General features: G+C 33.6%; 19 protein-coding genes. 6 read left to right on the plus strand and 13 right to left on the minus strand.

Translation table 11 applies throughout. The features are described 5' to 3' along the window. Positions 1-2: 2 nt before the first annotated feature. From eno to MKD52_RS01885, 6 genes are read left to right on the plus strand one after another with little or no spacing between them, the layout of a single operon-like run. A complete protein-coding gene (eno, locus tag MKD52_RS01860) occupies positions 3-1,277 on the plus strand; it encodes a phosphopyruvate hydratase (protein ID WP_112057185.1) in 1,275 nt (424 codons plus the stop codon). Positions 1,278-1,279: 2 nt separating this feature from the next. Further along, positions 1,280-1,531 carry a hypothetical protein gene (locus tag MKD52_RS01865; protein ID WP_242099064.1) on the plus strand — a complete coding sequence of 84 codons (252 nt, stop codon included), beginning with the start codon at positions 1,280-1,282 and terminating at the stop codon, positions 1,529-1,531. Then, positions 1,528-2,235, plus strand: coding sequence for an AMIN domain-containing protein (locus MKD52_RS01870; protein ID WP_112057183.1), 708 nt, complete (start codon positions 1,528-1,530; stop codon positions 2,233-2,235). Before MKD52_RS01865 ends, MKD52_RS01870 begins: the two co-directional genes overlap by 4 nt. Next, positions 2,222-2,722, plus strand: coding sequence for a shikimate kinase (locus MKD52_RS01875; protein WP_242099065.1), 501 nt, complete (start codon positions 2,222-2,224; stop codon positions 2,720-2,722). The genes MKD52_RS01870 and MKD52_RS01875 overlap by 14 nt, the downstream gene beginning before the upstream one ends. 45 nt (positions 2,723-2,767) lie before the next feature. Beyond that, complete coding sequence (waaF, locus tag MKD52_RS01880) at positions 2,768-3,784, plus strand: lipopolysaccharide heptosyltransferase II (protein WP_242099066.1); 1,017 nt, start codon at positions 2,768-2,770, stop codon at positions 3,782-3,784. Positions 3,785-3,827: 43 nt separating this feature from the next. Next, the gene (locus tag MKD52_RS01885; protein WP_112057180.1) at positions 3,828-4,688 is read left to right on the plus strand and encodes an MqnA/MqnD/SBP family protein; all 861 of its coding nucleotides are present in this window, start codon (positions 3,828-3,830) and stop codon (positions 4,686-4,688) included. Here MKD52_RS01885 and MKD52_RS01890 read toward each other — a convergent pair. The 13 genes from MKD52_RS01890 to MKD52_RS01950 form a co-directional block, all read right to left on the minus strand. Further along, on the minus strand, positions 4,682-5,473 hold the full coding sequence (locus MKD52_RS01890) for an energy transducer TonB (protein WP_242099067.1): 792 nt from the start codon (positions 5,471-5,473) through the stop codon (positions 4,682-4,684). The two genes, MKD52_RS01885 and MKD52_RS01890, sit on opposite strands and share 7 nt — an antisense overlap. Further along, positions 5,474-5,911 carry a hypothetical protein gene (locus tag MKD52_RS01895; protein ID WP_242099068.1) on the minus strand — a complete coding sequence of 146 codons (438 nt, stop codon included), beginning with the start codon at positions 5,909-5,911 and terminating at the stop codon, positions 5,474-5,476. After that, a complete protein-coding gene (gene fliN, locus MKD52_RS01900; RefSeq protein ID WP_112057177.1) occupies positions 5,908-6,267 on the minus strand; it encodes a flagellar motor switch protein FliN in 360 nt (119 codons plus the stop codon). Before fliN ends, MKD52_RS01895 begins: the two co-directional genes overlap by 4 nt. Positions 6,268-6,282: 15 nt before the next feature. Beyond that, a complete protein-coding gene (locus tag MKD52_RS01905) occupies positions 6,283-6,699 on the minus strand; it encodes a hypothetical protein (RefSeq protein ID WP_112057176.1) in 417 nt (138 codons plus the stop codon). A gap of 81 nt (positions 6,700-6,780) precedes the next feature. Next, positions 6,781-8,070 (minus strand): HAMP domain-containing sensor histidine kinase, encoded by a 1,290-nt coding sequence (locus tag MKD52_RS01910; protein WP_242099069.1) that lies wholly within the window; start codon positions 8,068-8,070, stop codon positions 6,781-6,783. Further along, the gene (locus tag MKD52_RS01915; RefSeq protein WP_242099070.1) at positions 8,067-8,735 is read right to left on the minus strand and encodes a response regulator transcription factor; all 669 of its coding nucleotides are present in this window, start codon (positions 8,733-8,735) and stop codon (positions 8,067-8,069) included. Before MKD52_RS01915 ends, MKD52_RS01910 begins: the two co-directional genes overlap by 4 nt. A gap of 40 nt (positions 8,736-8,775) precedes the next feature. Further along, a complete protein-coding gene (locus MKD52_RS01920; protein WP_242099071.1) occupies positions 8,776-9,225 on the minus strand; it encodes a DUF1104 domain-containing protein in 450 nt (149 codons plus the stop codon). 53 nt (positions 9,226-9,278) lie between these two features. Beyond that, the gene (locus MKD52_RS01925) at positions 9,279-10,571 is read right to left on the minus strand and encodes an RNA polymerase factor sigma-54 (RefSeq protein WP_242099072.1); all 1,293 of its coding nucleotides are present in this window, start codon (positions 10,569-10,571) and stop codon (positions 9,279-9,281) included. Next, on the minus strand, positions 10,568-11,290 hold the full coding sequence (gene lptB / locus MKD52_RS01930; protein WP_242099073.1) for an LPS export ABC transporter ATP-binding protein: 723 nt from the start codon (positions 11,288-11,290) through the stop codon (positions 10,568-10,570). Before lptB ends, MKD52_RS01925 begins: the two co-directional genes overlap by 4 nt. Then, positions 11,283-11,690: a tRNA (adenosine(37)-N6)-threonylcarbamoyltransferase complex ATPase subunit type 1 TsaE gene (gene tsaE / locus MKD52_RS01935; protein WP_112057170.1), complete on the minus strand. Its 408-nt coding sequence runs from the start codon at positions 11,688-11,690 to the stop codon at positions 11,283-11,285. Before tsaE ends, lptB begins: the two co-directional genes overlap by 8 nt. Continuing rightward, the gene (locus MKD52_RS01940) at positions 11,691-13,457 is read right to left on the minus strand and encodes a DNA polymerase III subunit gamma/tau (RefSeq protein WP_112057169.1); all 1,767 of its coding nucleotides are present in this window, start codon (positions 13,455-13,457) and stop codon (positions 11,691-11,693) included. A 63-nt stretch (positions 13,458-13,520) separates the two neighbouring features. Then, positions 13,521-14,192 (minus strand): response regulator, encoded by a 672-nt coding sequence (locus tag MKD52_RS01945; protein ID WP_112057168.1) that lies wholly within the window; start codon positions 14,190-14,192, stop codon positions 13,521-13,523. A gap of 8 nt (positions 14,193-14,200) precedes the next feature. Further along, positions 14,201-15,805, minus strand: a complete 1,605-nt coding sequence (locus tag MKD52_RS01950; protein ID WP_242099074.1) for a HAMP domain-containing sensor histidine kinase — start codon at positions 15,803-15,805, stop codon at positions 14,201-14,203. Positions 15,806-15,850: the final 45 nt, after the last annotated feature.

The raw sequence follows: 15,850 nt of genomic DNA on the forward strand, positions 1-15,850 counted from the left end.
CAATGATTTATATTGATGAGATTCAAGCACAAGAAGTTTTAGATAGTCGTGGGAATCCTACGATTCAAGCAAGTGTCCTATTAAGCGATGGAAGTGTGGGGAGTGCGATTGTCCCAAGTGGTGCTAGCACAGGTAAAAGAGAGGCTTTGGAATTGCGCGATGGAGATGAGAGATTCTTAGGTAAGGGCGTTTTAAGGGCTTGTGAAAATGTTCAAACTAGTATTGCTGATACACTTTGTGGTATGAATCCTTTTGATCAAGGTGATATTGATAAGACATTAATTGAGCTAGATGGCACAGAAAACTTCTCTAAGCTTGGTGCAAATGCTACACTTGGGGTTTCTATGGCAGTGGCTAGGGCTGCAGCAAAGAGTTTAAATATCCCACTTTATCGCTATTTAGGTGGCGCAAATGCTTTAGTGCTTCCAGTGCCTATGTTAAATATTATTAATGGTGGAAGTCACGCTGATAACACCGTGGATTTTCAAGAATATATGATTATGCCTGTTGGATTTGATACTTTTAGTGAAGCAATGCGTGCAAGTGCAGAAATTTATCAACATTTAAAAAAGATTCTAAAAGATTCTAAACACATTACAAGCATTGGTGATGAGGGTGGATTTGCTCCTAATTTAAAGACTAATGAAGAACCCATTCAAGTTATTTTGGAGGCTGTGAAAAAAGCAGGATATAAAGAGGGAGATCAAATTGCAATAGCGCTTGATGTTGCTAGTAGTGAGTTTGTTAATGAAAAAGGAATCTATTGTCTCAAAGGCGAAGGGCGTGAGCTTAGCAGTGAAGAATTGATTGAATATTATGAAAAATTAATTGCAAAATATCCCATTGTTTCAATTGAAGATGGCTTGAGTGAAGATGATTGGAGTGGTTGGGAGAAGCTTACACAAAAGCTTGGAAATAAGATTCAGCTCGTGGGTGATGATTTGTTTGTTACAAATGCTAAGATTCTTGCAGAAGGAATCAAACAAAATATTGCTAATGCAGTGCTTATTAAACCAAACCAAATAGGAACGGTAAGTCAAACTATGGAAACTGTGCGCCTAGCACAACGCAATAATTATCGTTGCATTATGAGTCATCGTAGTGGAGAGAGTGAAGATAGCTTTATAGCTGATTTTGCTGTTGCGCTTAATACAGGAGAAATCAAGACAGGTTCAACAGCAAGGAGTGAGAGAATGGCAAAATATAATCGACTTTTGGCAATTGAAAATGAGTTGGCTTATCCAGAATATCTAGGAAAAAGTCTCTTTAGAAAATAGTTATGGATGAAGAAGAATTTGGTTATCAAAAGGGAGGGTTTTATAAGCTACTTCCTTTTTTAAGCCTTTTGTTAGTGATTTGTATCGCAGGAGTTTATTTTGGGAATTTACTCTTTGGTAATAATTCTTTAAAGGTTTTATTAGAGCTTAGAGAAAAAGAAAGAGAAATATCTCAAGAAGTAAAGAATCTTATGAGTGAAAATGCAAAACTTCAAAAAGAATTTTTTGAATTGAAAGGATTGGAGCCGCAATGAGAATTTTAAGTGTATTGTTTATTATTGCGTTAAATATGTTTGCCAATGAGCCTCAAGTGTTGCCTAAGATCCCTGATCTTAATATTCAAGCTCCCATAGAAGTGAAAAAAGCGCAATTGCCTAGTGAAAACAATAGCACAAAACCCACTAGAAATCCATTTGAATCAGCAATGAAACCAAAAGAGAGCGGACAAGTTTCAAATCCACCCAAATTGGATTTATTTACTCAAACCGCTTTAAATCTCCCCTCCACAGCGCGAAAAATTAAAAAGATTGCCATTTCTTATCAGAATCTTGATGGTTCTATTAGTGCTATTGAAAAAGAGCTTGATGGGGATATTGATTGGCATTTCCCGCTTGTGTTAAGTCAAGAAGTTCAAGCAAATACGACTTTGCCTACAGCTAGTGATTTTAATTTTCATAAACTCTTTAACTTTCACATTGAAGGCAAAAAAGTGATTTTAAAAACACCTTTGCAATTAATAAGAGATTTTACACTTGCCTCTCCAACGCGATTGATTCTTGATTTTAAAAGCAATAGCAATAAAAGCCTGAAAGATTCAATGATAACCCATTTGCCAATTGTTAATAAGGTAGAATTACAAACGCATTTGGATTTTTACCGAATTACATTGAATTTAGATGGGCAATATAAATACCTTTTGAAAAACACAAAAGAGGGCTTAGAGATTGCATTCTACTAATCTTGTTTTGATTGGATTTATGGGGAGTGGCAAAAGCAGTGTTGCTAAAGCACTCTATCAGCACACAAATGCCTTGATACTTGATAGTGATTTAGTGATTGAAAATAATGAAAATATGACAATTCCTGAAATTTTTTCTCAAAAAGGTGAAACTTATTTTAGGAATCTTGAGAGGGCATTTTGTTTGTTTGTATCTCAAAATATCCACCATTGCATTATTTCAACTGGGGGTGGAATGCCTTTGTTTTGTGATGTTAGGCTAATGGGAAAAGTGTTTTTTTTGGATCTTAGTTTTGAGGATATTCTTTTGCGCCTTAGCAAAGAAGAGAGACTTAAGCGACCACTTTTTGAAAATCAAAAAGTAGCTTTAGAGCTTTATCAAAAACGCTATCAAGCCTATAAAGATTCTGCACATTTTTGTATCAATGCTAATCGCAGTATTCAAGAAATTACGCAAGAAATTTTAGATTGTTTTCCAATGAAATAATTAAGATTGATGATTGAAGTATTTTAGAAGTTTTGAGAGATTATTATGAATATTCTTATTCGTCTTCCAAATTGGCTAGGTGATGCGGTGATGGCAACATTTGCTTTGGAGATTCTTTATCGCACTTATCCAAATGCTCATTTTTATTTTGTGGGAAGTAAGGTGAGTTGCGCACTTTTTAACCATTATCCTAATACTACAACTATTGTTGATAATAGCAAACAAGCTAAGTTTAGGGTTTTAGCACTTTACAGACTTGCTAGAGCTATTCCTTTTTGTGAGATTGCCTTGACTTTTCAAAATAATTTTCTCTCCGCACTTTTTTTATTTTTTAATCGTGCTAAAAAACGCATTGGTTATGCCAATGAGTTGCGCTCTTTGCTTTTAAATATTGCTTTAAAAAAACCAAAAAAACTCCACGAATCCCTAAGGTTTGCCAAACTTGTAGAGACTATCATTCCTAATCATTGCGTTGTGCCTAGGCTTTATTTAAAACCCCCTAAAATCTCCATAACGCTTCCTGCACATTTTAATCATTCTAAAATTGCAGGAATCAATGCGGGTGCGGCTTTTGGGAGCGCTAAGCGTTGGGAGGAACAATATTTTGCTGCTGTGATAGAAGATTTATTAAAGCACGATTTTTGTGTGATTCTCTTTGGGGTAGAATCAGAAAATCTTATTAATGAAAAGATTATATCCTATCTTAAACAAAGCAATAGAATAATAAATTTAAGTGGAAAAACTAATATTCAAGAATTAATGGCGTATTTTTTAAGACTACAAATTCTTATTACTAATGATAGTGGTCCTATGCATATTGCAGCAGCTTTAAATATCCCTACAATTGCACTTTTTGGACCAACTAATCAAGAGGAAACTTGCCCCTTTAATGCAGAACATTCTTATATTCTTTCTCTTCAAACTTTTCACAAAGCACTTTCGTGCCAACCTTGCAAAAAGCGTTCCTGTCCTATCTCACAAGATTCTGCTGATTATCACGCTTGTATGCGAGAATTAAAACCTAATTGGGTGATTGAAAAAATTCATTCCCTTATAAGTTAGTTTCCATTAGAATTTGACATTAAATTTTATACAAAGTAAGATTATGAGGACTATACAAATAGGGCATTCACCAGATGCTGATGATCTTTTTATGTATTATGCTATTGCGTTTGGCTGGGTAGGCAATACTATTGCTTTTGAAAATCAAGCTTTAGATATACAAACTTTAAATGAAATGGCATTGGAAGGTGTATTGGATATTTCAGCTATTTCTTTTGGGGTGTATCCTTTTTTGGCTCAAGAACAAGCCCTATTAAGAACGGGCGTTAGTTTTGGTGAGGGGTATGGACCTAAATTGATTAAAAAAAAAGGCAAAACACTTAAAAAGAATTTTAAAGTGGCTCTAAGTGGCAAACACACGACTAATGCAATGATTTTTAAAATTGCTTATCCTCACGCAAGAATCTATTATAAAAATTTTTTGGAAATTGAAAAAGCGGTTTTGGAAGATGAGGTTGATGCGGGAGTTTTAATTCACGAATCTATTTTGCAATATGATTCTAATCTTGAAGTTGAATGTGAAATTTGGGATATTTGGAGTGATTTGAATTGTCAAAATCTCCCTCTTCCCTTAGGGGGAATGTGTATTCGCCGATCTTTGCCACTTAGCATTGCTATAGAGTGTGAAGAGATACTCACTCAAGCTGTTAGAGTTGCGCTAAAAAACAAATCACTTCTTTCTAAAATGCTTTTAGAAAGGAATCTAGTTCGCGTTGATTCAAAGAAGTTAGAGCATTATCTTAATCTCTATGCCAATGAAGATTCAATCTCACTAAGCAATAAGCAACTTGAAGCAATTAATATGCTTTTTAAACTTGGATTTGATAATAAATTATGTCCGCAGATTCTTGATGTTAATGATTGTTTGATTCCTAGGGAGTATAAAGATTTTAGGAATCAATAGATTCGATACATTACACGGATTCTAATTTTGGTTTTAACTGCAGGATAGGGATAGTCTTTGTAAGCAATTTCAATGGTATGGAGACTATTGTCATCTAAAAGTCTAAAACCGCTTGGTGTGAGTAGTTTTAGATCTGAAATGTCTCCATTTGGGTGCAAATAAAATTCCACAATATTATCGCCTTGTTGTCCCATTCTTCCGGCAATTTGTGGGTATTTTAGATATTGTTGTGTGATTTTGCCTATGCTACTTAGATTGTCTTCTATGAATTTTCTTTCTTCATAATTTAAAGAATACAAATCTTCCCCATACAATTCTTTAATTTCTTGATTTTCCATATTATTGCTATAGTTATAGATTGAAGGAGAGGAGGGTTTTGAAGTGGGCTTGTTTTTAAGAGAAGAGGCAAGAGGGTTTGGAGTTGATTTGTTTGCTTTTTGGGGAGTAGGTTTAGGGGTGGGTTGTTTTGTCTTAGAATCTTTTGTGGTTTTGGGTTTTGATTCCTTGGTCTTTGGTGTTGGTTTATCGTTTTTTGTGTTTTTAGATTCTTCTTTTGTGGTTAAAGGCGCTGATTCTTGTGGCTGTGTAGGGGTTGGTGGATTTTGCGGGAGATTTTGCGTGGCTTGGGAGAATTTAAAATCTTTAATGCTAATACGCTCCCCTTCCTTGCTTCCGTGTTTGGGTGGTTTGTAGGAATCATCTTGGGGTAATTTGATAAAAATCAATAGTAAAATAATAAAGTGAATTAATAGCGATAAAAAAAACGCAATGAGATTATTTTTCATTTATTGCTTTTCTTGCTTAAATAATTCCCCAAAATCTTCTATAGGATATTTATCAATTAAAGTGGCTCCATTTTGGTTTAATATTACAATATAGCGCATTTTGTAAAGCTCAAAAACTATTAGCTTGGCATTAAGCGATAAAGGAGTGCTAGAGAGAATTGTAATAGGAAAATCCTTTGGATTTTTTTTGAAAAAATCCAAAAAGTTATTGTTGTCTTTATAATAAACTCTTTTGCGAACATACCATAGCAACACTAGAAGTCCGACTAAAATAAGAATCACGCCACTATATTGAAACACATTAATACTCTCCAAAGGCGACTTAGCCATTTCAAAGGGAAAAGTTTTATTGCTTTCTTCTAAGATTTTGGTTGATTCTACTTTGTCTTGTGCTAGGTTAATAGATAGGCAAAATAAAATCCAAAATAATATTTTCATACCGCGCTAATACTTTCTCTCGTGAGATAATAAATAATGGCATTAGAATCTAAAATTTCATTTACCCTAATAGCAAGATTCTTTTCATAAACCATAACTTCACCTTTGCCTACGATTCTGCCATTAATATAAATCTCTACACTCTCTCCTGCTGGTTTTTGCAAATCAATAATAGAGCCTTTTTCAAAGCGTAGAATCTCTAAGAGTGGAATCTTTGCAGATCCAAGCTCGGCATGAAAGGATACTTTCATATCTAGCAATCCGCCATAGTTATTTATGATTCCTTCAAGATAGCGAGCTAAATCTTCTTGTTTTGGCGCTTGTATCTTGGCTAAAGTAAATTCATCTGCTGGCATTTTCTCTGCTTTATTTTAAATATGGATAAAAAGGGAGCATTTTGTGCCCTCTAGGGTAAAATTAAGGCTTTTAGTAGATGAATCTTTAAATTCTCCATAGCCATAAACTTTTGGAGTTGAGATGTTAAATTTCACTCCCTCAGTAACTGCTAAAACTTTGGCTAGTCCGATGGTGAGATTGGCAAGTTCTTGAGAAAGATCTTTTAGGGTTAATTCATCAAACTCTTCTTCCCCCAACAATCCGCCACCAAAAATCTCTAAAAATTCTTTTGTGCTAATAAAAGTAATAGTGGTTTTCTCTCCATCATCATACATAACATCAATGCTAGATAAAAAACCTTCAAGTAGCTTTTCATTTGCAACTTGGGGTGTCTTATCTAAAGTGTCTTCTATTGCCTGTTTGAAGGCATTTTCAATGATTTTATTTAGCATCTACCAACCTTCTTGATTAAAACATAGATTATAGCCAAATTTTATTTAGCTTGTGCAAACTTTGCAAGATTTTTTTGTTTCTTACCATTTTAGGATAAAAGTTGTTCCTTTTTTTTCTATACTTTGGCATTGAATGTCTATTTTATAAGAATCGCAAATCTTTTTAACAAGTGCCAATCCTATTCCAAATCCACCCTGATCTTTATTGTAGCGATAATATCGCTCAAAAATGCGCTTTAGGTGTGTTTTGGGTATTCCACAGCCATTGTCTTTGATAATTAAAGTATTTTTATCTATGATTACTTCCACATTTCCGCCATTATAGGTGTATTTAAGGGCGTTATCTAGCAAATTATCCACCATTCTAATAATGCGATTCTTATTTGCTTTTAATAGGCTTTGATTTGTTTTTAGGGTTATGGTGATATTTTTTTTCTTATAAAAGGGTTCAAAATAAGAAATTCTTTCTTTTAATAAGCAATCCATAGCGATTTCTTCTAGGCTATTTTCTTGAATATGAGAAAAATTATAAAAAACTAAGTCTTGATAAATTTGCTCTAGTGTGTTGGCTGCCATTTTGATTCGTTGTAATTTCTGAAAATCTTGTTCTTTAAGATTTTCTTTTTTGATTCTCTCAATACTCATTAGAATAATGCTTAAGGGGGTGTTGATTTCATGCGTGGAATCTTTGATGAAACGATTAAGAATTTCTATTTTTTCTTCCAAGGGCTTTAGGCTTAAACGAACTAAGAAATAAGCTATTACACTCATTCCAAAAAGAGCTAATAAAAAACTTCCACCAATTAACAACCACAGAGTGTGAATTTCTCTTAAAATACCATTATCTTGGATAATCATAAAAAAATCATCACGCCAATAAGGCTGATTGTGCAAATTTTTTTTGTGAAGTTCTAAATTTACTAAGCGCCAAAATCTTCCCCCCATTCTTTGGGTTACCAAATAAACATTGTCTTCAATGATGATGATTTTATCAGTGTATTTGTGATTTTTTTTGAAATTAATAGGAGTTCCTTTTCTTGTTAAAAGATTCCTAAAATCCCTTTTGGTGATAGGATTTTTTAACGCACTAAAAATCACTTCTCCATTTTCTTTATTTAAAGAAAAAGAAATGTCTAATTCTTTAGCACTTTCTTGCAATAATTGAAGGAGATCGTTGGGCTTTGTTTGCGATTTTTCTTGTAGATATATTGCTAGATTATGTGCCAATTCTCGGAGTTGCAGTGTTCTTTCTTCAATAAGAGATTGTTTTTCTTTTTGATACCAACCATAAAACACAACAATTAAAAAAATAAAACTTGTAATGGTGTAAAGTAAGCTAATTTTTAAGGCAATTTTTCTGCTTTCATTCATTGGATAGACTTTCTATAGCAATACCCTTCGCCCCTGCGCGTAAGAATATTATCTTTTCCTACAATTTGTCGTAAATTTTTGATATACACACGCAAACTAAGTTCGCTTGGTTCTTCTCCATAGTCCCAAAGGGTATTAAAAATTTCTTCTAATGGGACAAAGTGATTTTCATTAACCAAAAGGATTTTGAGTAATTCTCGCTCTTTGTTAGATAATCTATAAGGTTTTCCTTCGAAATATAAAATTCCTTCTTTGCAATCAAAGCTATAACCATTTTCAAAGTCATATAAATTAATACGATTACTTCGCTTAAGCAATGCTTCTAAGCGCAAAAGCAATTCTGAAAGTTCAAAGGGTTTGCGCAAATAATCATCACAACCGCTTTTAAAACCCACTTCCAAATCTTTAATGCTATTTAAGGCAGTAATAAAGATTGCAGGTGTTTGTTTGCCACTTTTGCGAATATTTTTTAGGGTTTCAAATCCATTTATATTGGGGACCATCACATCAAGCAATAAACAATCAAAATTTTCTTCATATGCTTTATTAGATGCTTCTATCCCATCATTACAACAAACTACTTCATAGCCCTCTTCACTAAGGCATTCTGCAATAATTTCTTGTAATGCCATATCATCTTCTAATAGCAATATTTTTGCGCTCATTTATCTCCTTTGCTTACGCAACTAAAGCGTTGCGCAAGATTTATGGTCTTGGACCAATTGGACATTCTTTATATCCCCTATTTGGGTAATCGCCCCCATTTGGTTCTCTGTTGCCTTTACATTGATTCTTGTGGTATTTTCTTAATAGCCCACTTTCATAGGCTTCTTTTTCACTCATTGAATCGATTCTTTTAGCTGTTTCTTTAGCGATTGCATCTTGATATTCTCTGTATTCTTTTAATGTCATTTGCTCATAAACGCTTTGTCTTTTGTCTCTTAGTTGTTTTCTAAAATCTCTACCCTCTTTGAGTGTCATTTTTTGTGTTCTTTTGTGAATCTCCATTTTATAATCTGGATAGTCTTTTGGAGTTACTTTTCCTGAAAGATTGATGAGTTCATCATTGCTCTTTTTTGAAAAATCTGCTGCTAAGGCTATAGAAGCACTTAAGGCTGTGCCAACTAAAATAGAAATTATGGTTTTTGCTTTCATGTTAAGCTCCTTATAATTTTTTTGTAGCAGAAGTATAAAATACAAACCTAAAGTCAATGTGAATTAAGAGATATTTTATAAAGTTTTTTGCGTTCGCTAGAGCTTGCTATGTTGAGTTGTGCGCGATATTTTGTAATCGTTCTTCGCACAATTTTGAGATTAAATTTTTGTTCAATGAGTTCTAAGATTCTATTGTCGCTAAGGGGTTTTTGCTTGTTTTCGTTTTTGATAAGTTCGCTTACAAATTCTTTGATTGTGGTGTTAGAAGTGTCTTCATCTAGGGCTGTGGCAAAGAAATTCCTTAGGGGAAAAATTCCTCTAGCACATTCTAAAAATTTATTTGAAATGGCTCTAGAAATTGTGCTTGGTGCATGCCCAAATTCCTCTGCTAAATCCTTTAGCTTCATAGGCTTTATTTCTCCGCCCATAAAAAAGTCATATTGATATTCCACAATCATTAAGCCTATTTTATAGAGCGTGGCTTTGCGCATTTCTAGAGCATCCACTAAATCCCTAGCATCTTTAATTTTGCTTTTTATGAATTCATCTTTGATTTTTTCTTTGGAATCTTTTTTTTGTGTTTCAATTTCAATGCTTGGATAGTATTTTTCATTGATTTGAACTTGAATATTATTTAATTCTTGAATCACTAAAATATCTGGAATAATAGCTGCTTCTTTTTGATAAAAATCTAAAGCAGGAGGGTTTTTAAAGCTGGAAATTACACGCATTGCTTGAGTATAGTTTTTGTCTTCTTTGTATTTTGTGTGATTTTCTAAATCGCCAATAAGCTTCAAACACACACTATAAATAGAATCAGCAACATCCATATTCTCTAATTGAAAATAAAAAGATTCTATGAGATTTTCAGCTGCGATTCCTGCAGGATCTAAATAAGCAAATCGTCTGCGAATCTTTTCAACTTCTAGGCTATTGCTTTGGCATTCCTTGGCAATTTTTTCTTTATCGCCATCAAAATACCCCTCTTCATTTAGATTTTCGATGATTTTTTCAGCAATAGCTTGTGAAGTTTTTGTAGGAAATAGGGGTGGAACTATTTGGGATTTTAGCATTTCTTCTAGACTTTCTTCTTGAATGCAAAATCTCTCAATTCCATCATTTTCAACGCTCCTAAGCCCTCTTGGTCCCTCTTTGCGTTTTTTTCTTTCAGAGGAAAAGTCAGTTGCCATTGCTGATTTGATTTCAACATAGGGATTTTCTTTTGCAAATTCTCCTAGTGTTTCTTCTAGCTCTAGAGTGCTACTTTGGAGTATGGGTAGCCAACTTTTTAGTGTAGAGGAAAGCTTTGTTTTTAGAGTAGCGGAGGCTTGGGTTCTTAATTTCATACCTTAAAATGATCTCCCAAATAATGTCTTCTTACGAGTTCATTTTCATAGATTTCATTTGAATTTCCACTAGCAAGCAACATTCCTTTGTTGATTACATAGGCGCGATGACACACACTTAGCGTTTCTCGGACATTGTGATCGGTAATCAAAACACCAATGCCAAAATTTAAAAGTTTTTTGATAATGTTTTGAATGTCTAAAACAGCAATGGGATCTACTCCTGCAAAAGGCTCATCAAGCAAGATGAATTTTGGCTTTTTAATCAGCGCTCTAGCAATCTCCACGCGTCTCCGCTCTCCACCACTTAGATTAACACCTTTTCTGTTGCGAATGGGTTCAATATTAAATTCTTCTAATAATTCTTCGGTGCGTTTGTAGCGTTCCTTTTCGCTGTCTAAGCAAATTTCAGCGGCAATCATTAGGTTCTCTTCAACACTTAGATCTTTAAAAACACTTGATTCTTGGGGTAAATAACCAATCCCTAATTGAGAGCGCTTATGCAAACTTAGTCCTGTAATGTCTTTGTTGTCAAAAAAGACCTTTCCGCTACTTGGCAACAAAAGCCCACAAATAATATAAAAGCTTGTTGTTTTTCCTGCGCCATTTGGTCCTAAAAGACCGACAACTTCGCCACTTCTTACTTCCATAGAAATATCAGAAATAATCTTATTTTTTTTGATAATTTTAACTAAGTTTTTTGCTTCTAGCTTATGCATCAATTCTATATTCCCTTAAGTGTTGTTTTGGAAGGATTTCAATGCTTTTAAAATCCATACCAATTTGTTTTAATATTTTAGCTAATTTTTCATCACCCCATTCTATAAAATGCCAACCCTCTTTTTCAAGCTCTTCTAAAAATCCGATTTCTAAAAGCTCTTCTAGATTCTTTTGATAAATATCATAATGATAGATTCCCTCTCCATAATCTTGCGCCAATAAAAAAGTAGGCGAAGTAACCACGCTAGAATTGCCTAAATATTGCACCATTGCTTTAACTAAAGTGGTTTTTCCACTGGCTAAATCTCCTTTTAACAAATAAATACCGCGTTGATTTTTTAGATCCAAAGTCTCGCATAATTGGTGAAGTGAATTCTCATCTAAAACTAAGCTTTTCATTTATTCTCCGTTTTTGGGGCGAACTTTGATTTGCTTGATTTCTAAGAGTTGCCTTGCTTCTTGTAAAATAGGAAGCCCTAAGGCTTCATTAACTTCATCTTGAATGCTTTTGTGAGTGGGCTGTGCTTCTGTGGATTGTATGGTTGTTTTAGGGGTATTTAATGTGGTATTTGATTTTGATGATTCTGTGGAATTAGGTTTTGCGGGATTAGAATCTTGTGCATCATTAGAATCAGAAATATTTTGTGCTTGTTGCTTTGGTTCTGATTCTTGTGTGCTGGTTAAAGGTGTTTGGGAAATTTTTGGTTCTTTGATGACAGGTTTGATTTGAGTTTGTATCCCAAAAATTTCTAGAACAAATCCTTTAATGATATTAGTGTAGCTATTTTTTAGCCGTTCTTTATCGGAATCTTGAGCAGTGGTTTCCCAAACTAAAACCCCATTTTCATAAGAGACAAAATGAATATTTTTTTCAAAAATTTCCCCTAATTCAAAATTCCTTTCATAAATTTTTTGCACTAGTAAGGCAAACAAATCCTCACCTTTTTGTGCGGGATTGAAATTGCTTATGTGAGTTTGATTGGAAGATTGAGCTTGAATTTCAGTGATTGTTGGATTAGTTTGAGTGATTTTAAGGGGTTGCTCTAGGGTTTTTGGTTGGTCTTTGGCTTGATTTTCTTTGCTAGGGAGTGTTAGTCCTTTTTCTAGCATTTCAATGGCTTTGTCAATCTCTTGAATCTTTAGGGCTTCAAGCATTTTAAAGATGGATAAAGTAAGTACAAAACTATCATCACTTCCTAAAGACAAAAGTTCTTTAGCTTGGGTGATGATTCGAAAGAATCGATCAATAATTGTTGCACTATAGCGCGTATCCTCGCCCCTTAGAAGTTTTTCTTTTAAAAAGATTGCCATTTCATCTAAAAGCATTTCGCATTCGTATTCAGAAAATCCTTCAATGTGTTTAAGTAGCGATTCTTTGTCTTTTTGAAAAATCTCTTCAAAAAGTATATTAAGACTTTGGGGATTAATAAGCCCAAGCATATTGGCACAAGAATCAGAGGTGATATTGTAGTTAGAATAGATAATAACTTGATCTAGTAGCGTTAAAGTATCTCTTAGAGAGCCAGATCCACTGCGGATTAACATATTAAGTGCTTCGTCTTGATAGGTGATATTTTCTTTGTGTAAAATATTTTTTAAATGCTCAAAAATATTTTTTTCAGAGATTCTTTTGAATCTAAAATGCTGTGTGCGACTAAGAATAGTCGCAGGTAGTTTCAAAGGATCGGTGGTGGCTAGGATAAATTTAACATATTCTGGAGGTTCTTCTAGGGTTTTTAGTAGTGCATTAAAGGCTTCTTTGGTAAGCATATGCACTTCATCGATGATAAAGATTTTATATCGCCCCATATTAGGATGATATTTGGTTTGTTCAATTAAATCTCTAATATCATCGATTTTGCGACTAGAAGCTCCATCAAGCTCAATAATATCAATATGACGCATTTTGTGAGGGTTTGCTGCAATGCAATTTGCACAAACACCACAAGGTTTTGCTTTTGGTCCTTTTTCACATTGTAAAGCGCGCGCAAAAATTCTAGCACTTGAAGTTTTTCCGCTTCCTCTAAGTCCTGAAAATAAATAAGCATGAGATAATCTTTTGCTCTCTAAAGCCAAAGAGAGAGTGCGACTAACTGATTCTTGCCCAACTAGCTCATCAAAGTCCATTGGACGATATTTCAAGGCTAAAGCTTCATTATGTTCCATATCTTGCCCATTTTAGAAAATAAATAGCGATTCTACAACAAATCCCCTCTGATGCTTATTAAATTACTCTTTATAATGGGAAATGTCTGGTTGAATCTTGTAAATTTTATTTTTTAGGCGGATTAAAAGTCCTGTATCGATAAGCTGTCTAAAGGTTTTTACCACCGTTGGTTTGCTCACGCTAAGCTCCTGAACAATGTCTTCATAAGATCCATAAAAGATATTTTCTGAATCGCTGTTTTCAATGAGGTATTTAATGATTTCTATTTTTTTGCCACCAACAAAAACTGAAATGGCATTTAAAAGAATATTTTTAGCTTGCAATTCATTGGCTTGGAATTTTGGTAATACCGCTTTTAGAATCGTCTTTAAAAGCTCTTCTACATCAATAGGTTTTAAAATATAGCCATCAACCTTAAGTTCAATGCAGTCTAATAGATATTGCGTTTCAGTATGGGCTGTTGCTACAATCACTGCAATATCCCATAAAGGATTTTTTTTGATTTCTCTAATTAAGTCAATTCCATTGAGTTTGGGCATTAAAATATCAGTAATAATTAAATCAATATCCTCTTGCTTGAGAATCTCTAGTGCTTCTTTGCCATTGCGAGCGATAAAAAGCTTATCAACATAGTCTTCTAGCACCATAGAGGCAAATTTCAAAATATCTTCTTCATCTTCAACATACAAAACTTTGATTTTTTTTATCATAACTTCATCATTTTTTGATAGCATTTTTCCTCCTATTCTTCACTCTTAAGTGGTATGGTAATGATAAATAATGCTCCGCATTGATTGTTTTCACTAGAGCAGTCTTGCAAACATTCTATTGCAGGAGAGAGCTTGGCATCTAGATTCCATTTAACATTTTTAGCTTCAATACTTCCTTGCATTTGCTTTTCAATAATTTGCTTAGACATATAAAGCCCAATTCCTGTTCCAACGGATTTGTGTTTGGTGGTAAAATAGGGTTCAAAGATTTTTTGAATATCTTTTAGTCTAATCCCACCACCATTATCCATAAAAAGTATTTGCACAAATTCTTCTTGTTTTTTGCCTTCTTGTGTGCTTTCAGATTGATTTATATAGGCAGAGATTCTAATTTTAGCAGGTGTGATTTGGCGTTCTTTTAAAACATCTTCAGAGTTTTTAATGAGATTTAGCAAGACTTGAGAAAAAGAGCTTTTATATCCATAAACCACAATATTTTCTGGACATTCAATACTAAGTTCTATTTCATTTTGTTTTAAAAAGATTTCAACCAAAGACACAGAATCTTCAATATTTTCTTTTAAATCAAAAGATTCTTTGCAACTTGAAGAGTGAAAAAAGTTTCTAAAATCTTCAATAGTTTGAGACATTTTTTTTGCAATCTTTAAGCCATCATTAACTTGTGTGTTGATAAATTCTGGCGTGAGTTTGCCATTTTGGGATTTTACCTTAAAGGCTTGGATTAGGAGCATTAGTGCATTAAGCGGTTGTCTCCATTGATGAGCAATGTTTCCTATCATTTCTCCCATACTCGCAAGTCTTGCTTGTTGATACATAATTTGATCTTTTTTGCGACTTTCTAAAACTTCTTTTTTGATAGTTTCTTGCAAGGAATCATTTAAATCTTGCAATTCTTTGGTTTTTTCTTTGATTTTAGCTTCCAGAGTGCTATGGAGATGCTTGATATTGCTCAAAACTAGGTGGCTAAGTAGTATTGTAATTATCACAATAAGGCACATAATTACTAAAACCAAAATGTGTAAGAGATTATGCAGTGCGCTATTTCTATCTTTTTTAATTTCCACAAGATTAAGGCTACTTAGAATGATATTGGAAATGTCTTGATTTAAAATTACGATTTGATTTTTAAAATCAAATGAATTTTCTTTGAGCATGTTTAGATTCTTTAAAAAGATTTGAATGCTTGAATCAAGCTTGTTAAAATCTCTTTGTTTGTTTAGTAGCTTCTCTTTTTCTTTTAAAATAGTGTTGCGTTTGTCAAAAAAATCATAAATCCTCAGCGCCAATAAAATCAAATCGTTTCTTTGGGAGTTTTTGGTTTCATTTGCTTTGTATGAATCCCAATGTTTTTTGATTTCATCTTGCAGTTTGGAAATTTGAGATTGGCTAAGTGTTGTGTTGTTTGAGTGATTTTCTATGTTATTTAGAATCTGTCGCAACTCTTCAAGTTCAACAAGAGACTGGTGGTGCTCGGCAAAAAGCGTGTTGTAATCGTATTTTAAGCTATAGAAAAACACATAGGAAATAACCGCTAAAGAAAGCAATCCACAGGCGATATTAAAGACTAATACTCTAGTTTTTGCTTCTAGGGATGTTCCAAAAATCTTTTTTTCCATCGTTGCTCATTTTTTGAGATTATTGTTTTTTAAACTTTATTTTTA

The sequence above is a fragment of the Helicobacter sp. CaF467b genome, from assembly GCF_022664765.1.
In the GTDB taxonomy this organism is placed as follows: domain Bacteria; phylum Campylobacterota; class Campylobacteria; order Campylobacterales; family Helicobacteraceae; genus Helicobacter_D; species Helicobacter_D colisuis.

Excerpts from the sequence above, each read along its gene's own strand:
- eno (WP_112057185.1), top strand. The coding sequence starts at position 3 with ATGATTTATATTGATGAGATTCAAGCACAAGAAGTTTTAGATAGTCGT.
- MKD52_RS01865 (WP_242099064.1), top strand. The coding sequence starts at position 1,280 with ATGGATGAAGAAGAATTTGGTTATCAAAAGGGAGGGTTTTATAAGCTA.
- MKD52_RS01870 (WP_112057183.1), top strand. The coding sequence starts at position 1,528 with ATGAGAATTTTAAGTGTATTGTTTATTATTGCGTTAAATATGTTTGCC.
- waaF (WP_242099066.1), top strand. The coding sequence starts at position 2,768 with ATGAATATTCTTATTCGTCTTCCAAATTGGCTAGGTGATGCGGTGATG.
- MKD52_RS01885 (WP_112057180.1), top strand. The coding sequence starts at position 3,828 with ATGAGGACTATACAAATAGGGCATTCACCAGATGCTGATGATCTTTTT.
- MKD52_RS01890 (WP_242099067.1), bottom strand. The coding sequence starts at position 5,473 with ATGAAAAATAATCTCATTGCGTTTTTTTTATCGCTATTAATTCACTTT.
- MKD52_RS01895 (WP_242099068.1), bottom strand. The coding sequence starts at position 5,911 with ATGAAAATATTATTTTGGATTTTATTTTGCCTATCTATTAACCTAGCA.
- fliN (WP_112057177.1), bottom strand. The coding sequence starts at position 6,267 with ATGCCAGCAGATGAATTTACTTTAGCCAAGATACAAGCGCCAAAACAA.
- MKD52_RS01905 (WP_112057176.1), bottom strand. The coding sequence starts at position 6,699 with ATGCTAAATAAAATCATTGAAAATGCCTTCAAACAGGCAATAGAAGAC.
- MKD52_RS01910 (WP_242099069.1), bottom strand. The coding sequence starts at position 8,070 with ATGAATGAAAGCAGAAAAATTGCCTTAAAAATTAGCTTACTTTACACC.
- MKD52_RS01915 (WP_242099070.1), bottom strand. The coding sequence starts at position 8,735 with ATGAGCGCAAAAATATTGCTATTAGAAGATGATATGGCATTACAAGAA.
- MKD52_RS01920 (WP_242099071.1), bottom strand. The coding sequence starts at position 9,225 with ATGAAAGCAAAAACCATAATTTCTATTTTAGTTGGCACAGCCTTAAGT.
- MKD52_RS01925 (WP_242099072.1), bottom strand. The coding sequence starts at position 10,571 with ATGAAATTAAGAACCCAAGCCTCCGCTACTCTAAAAACAAAGCTTTCC.
- lptB (WP_242099073.1), bottom strand. The coding sequence starts at position 11,290 with ATGCATAAGCTAGAAGCAAAAAACTTAGTTAAAATTATCAAAAAAAAT.
- tsaE (WP_112057170.1), bottom strand. The coding sequence starts at position 11,690 with ATGAAAAGCTTAGTTTTAGATGAGAATTCACTTCACCAATTATGCGAG.
- MKD52_RS01940 (WP_112057169.1), bottom strand. The coding sequence starts at position 13,457 with ATGGAACATAATGAAGCTTTAGCCTTGAAATATCGTCCAATGGACTTT.
- MKD52_RS01945 (WP_112057168.1), bottom strand. The coding sequence starts at position 14,192 with ATGCTATCAAAAAATGATGAAGTTATGATAAAAAAAATCAAAGTTTTG.
- MKD52_RS01950 (WP_242099074.1), bottom strand. The coding sequence starts at position 15,805 with ATGGAAAAAAAGATTTTTGGAACATCCCTAGAAGCAAAAACTAGAGTA.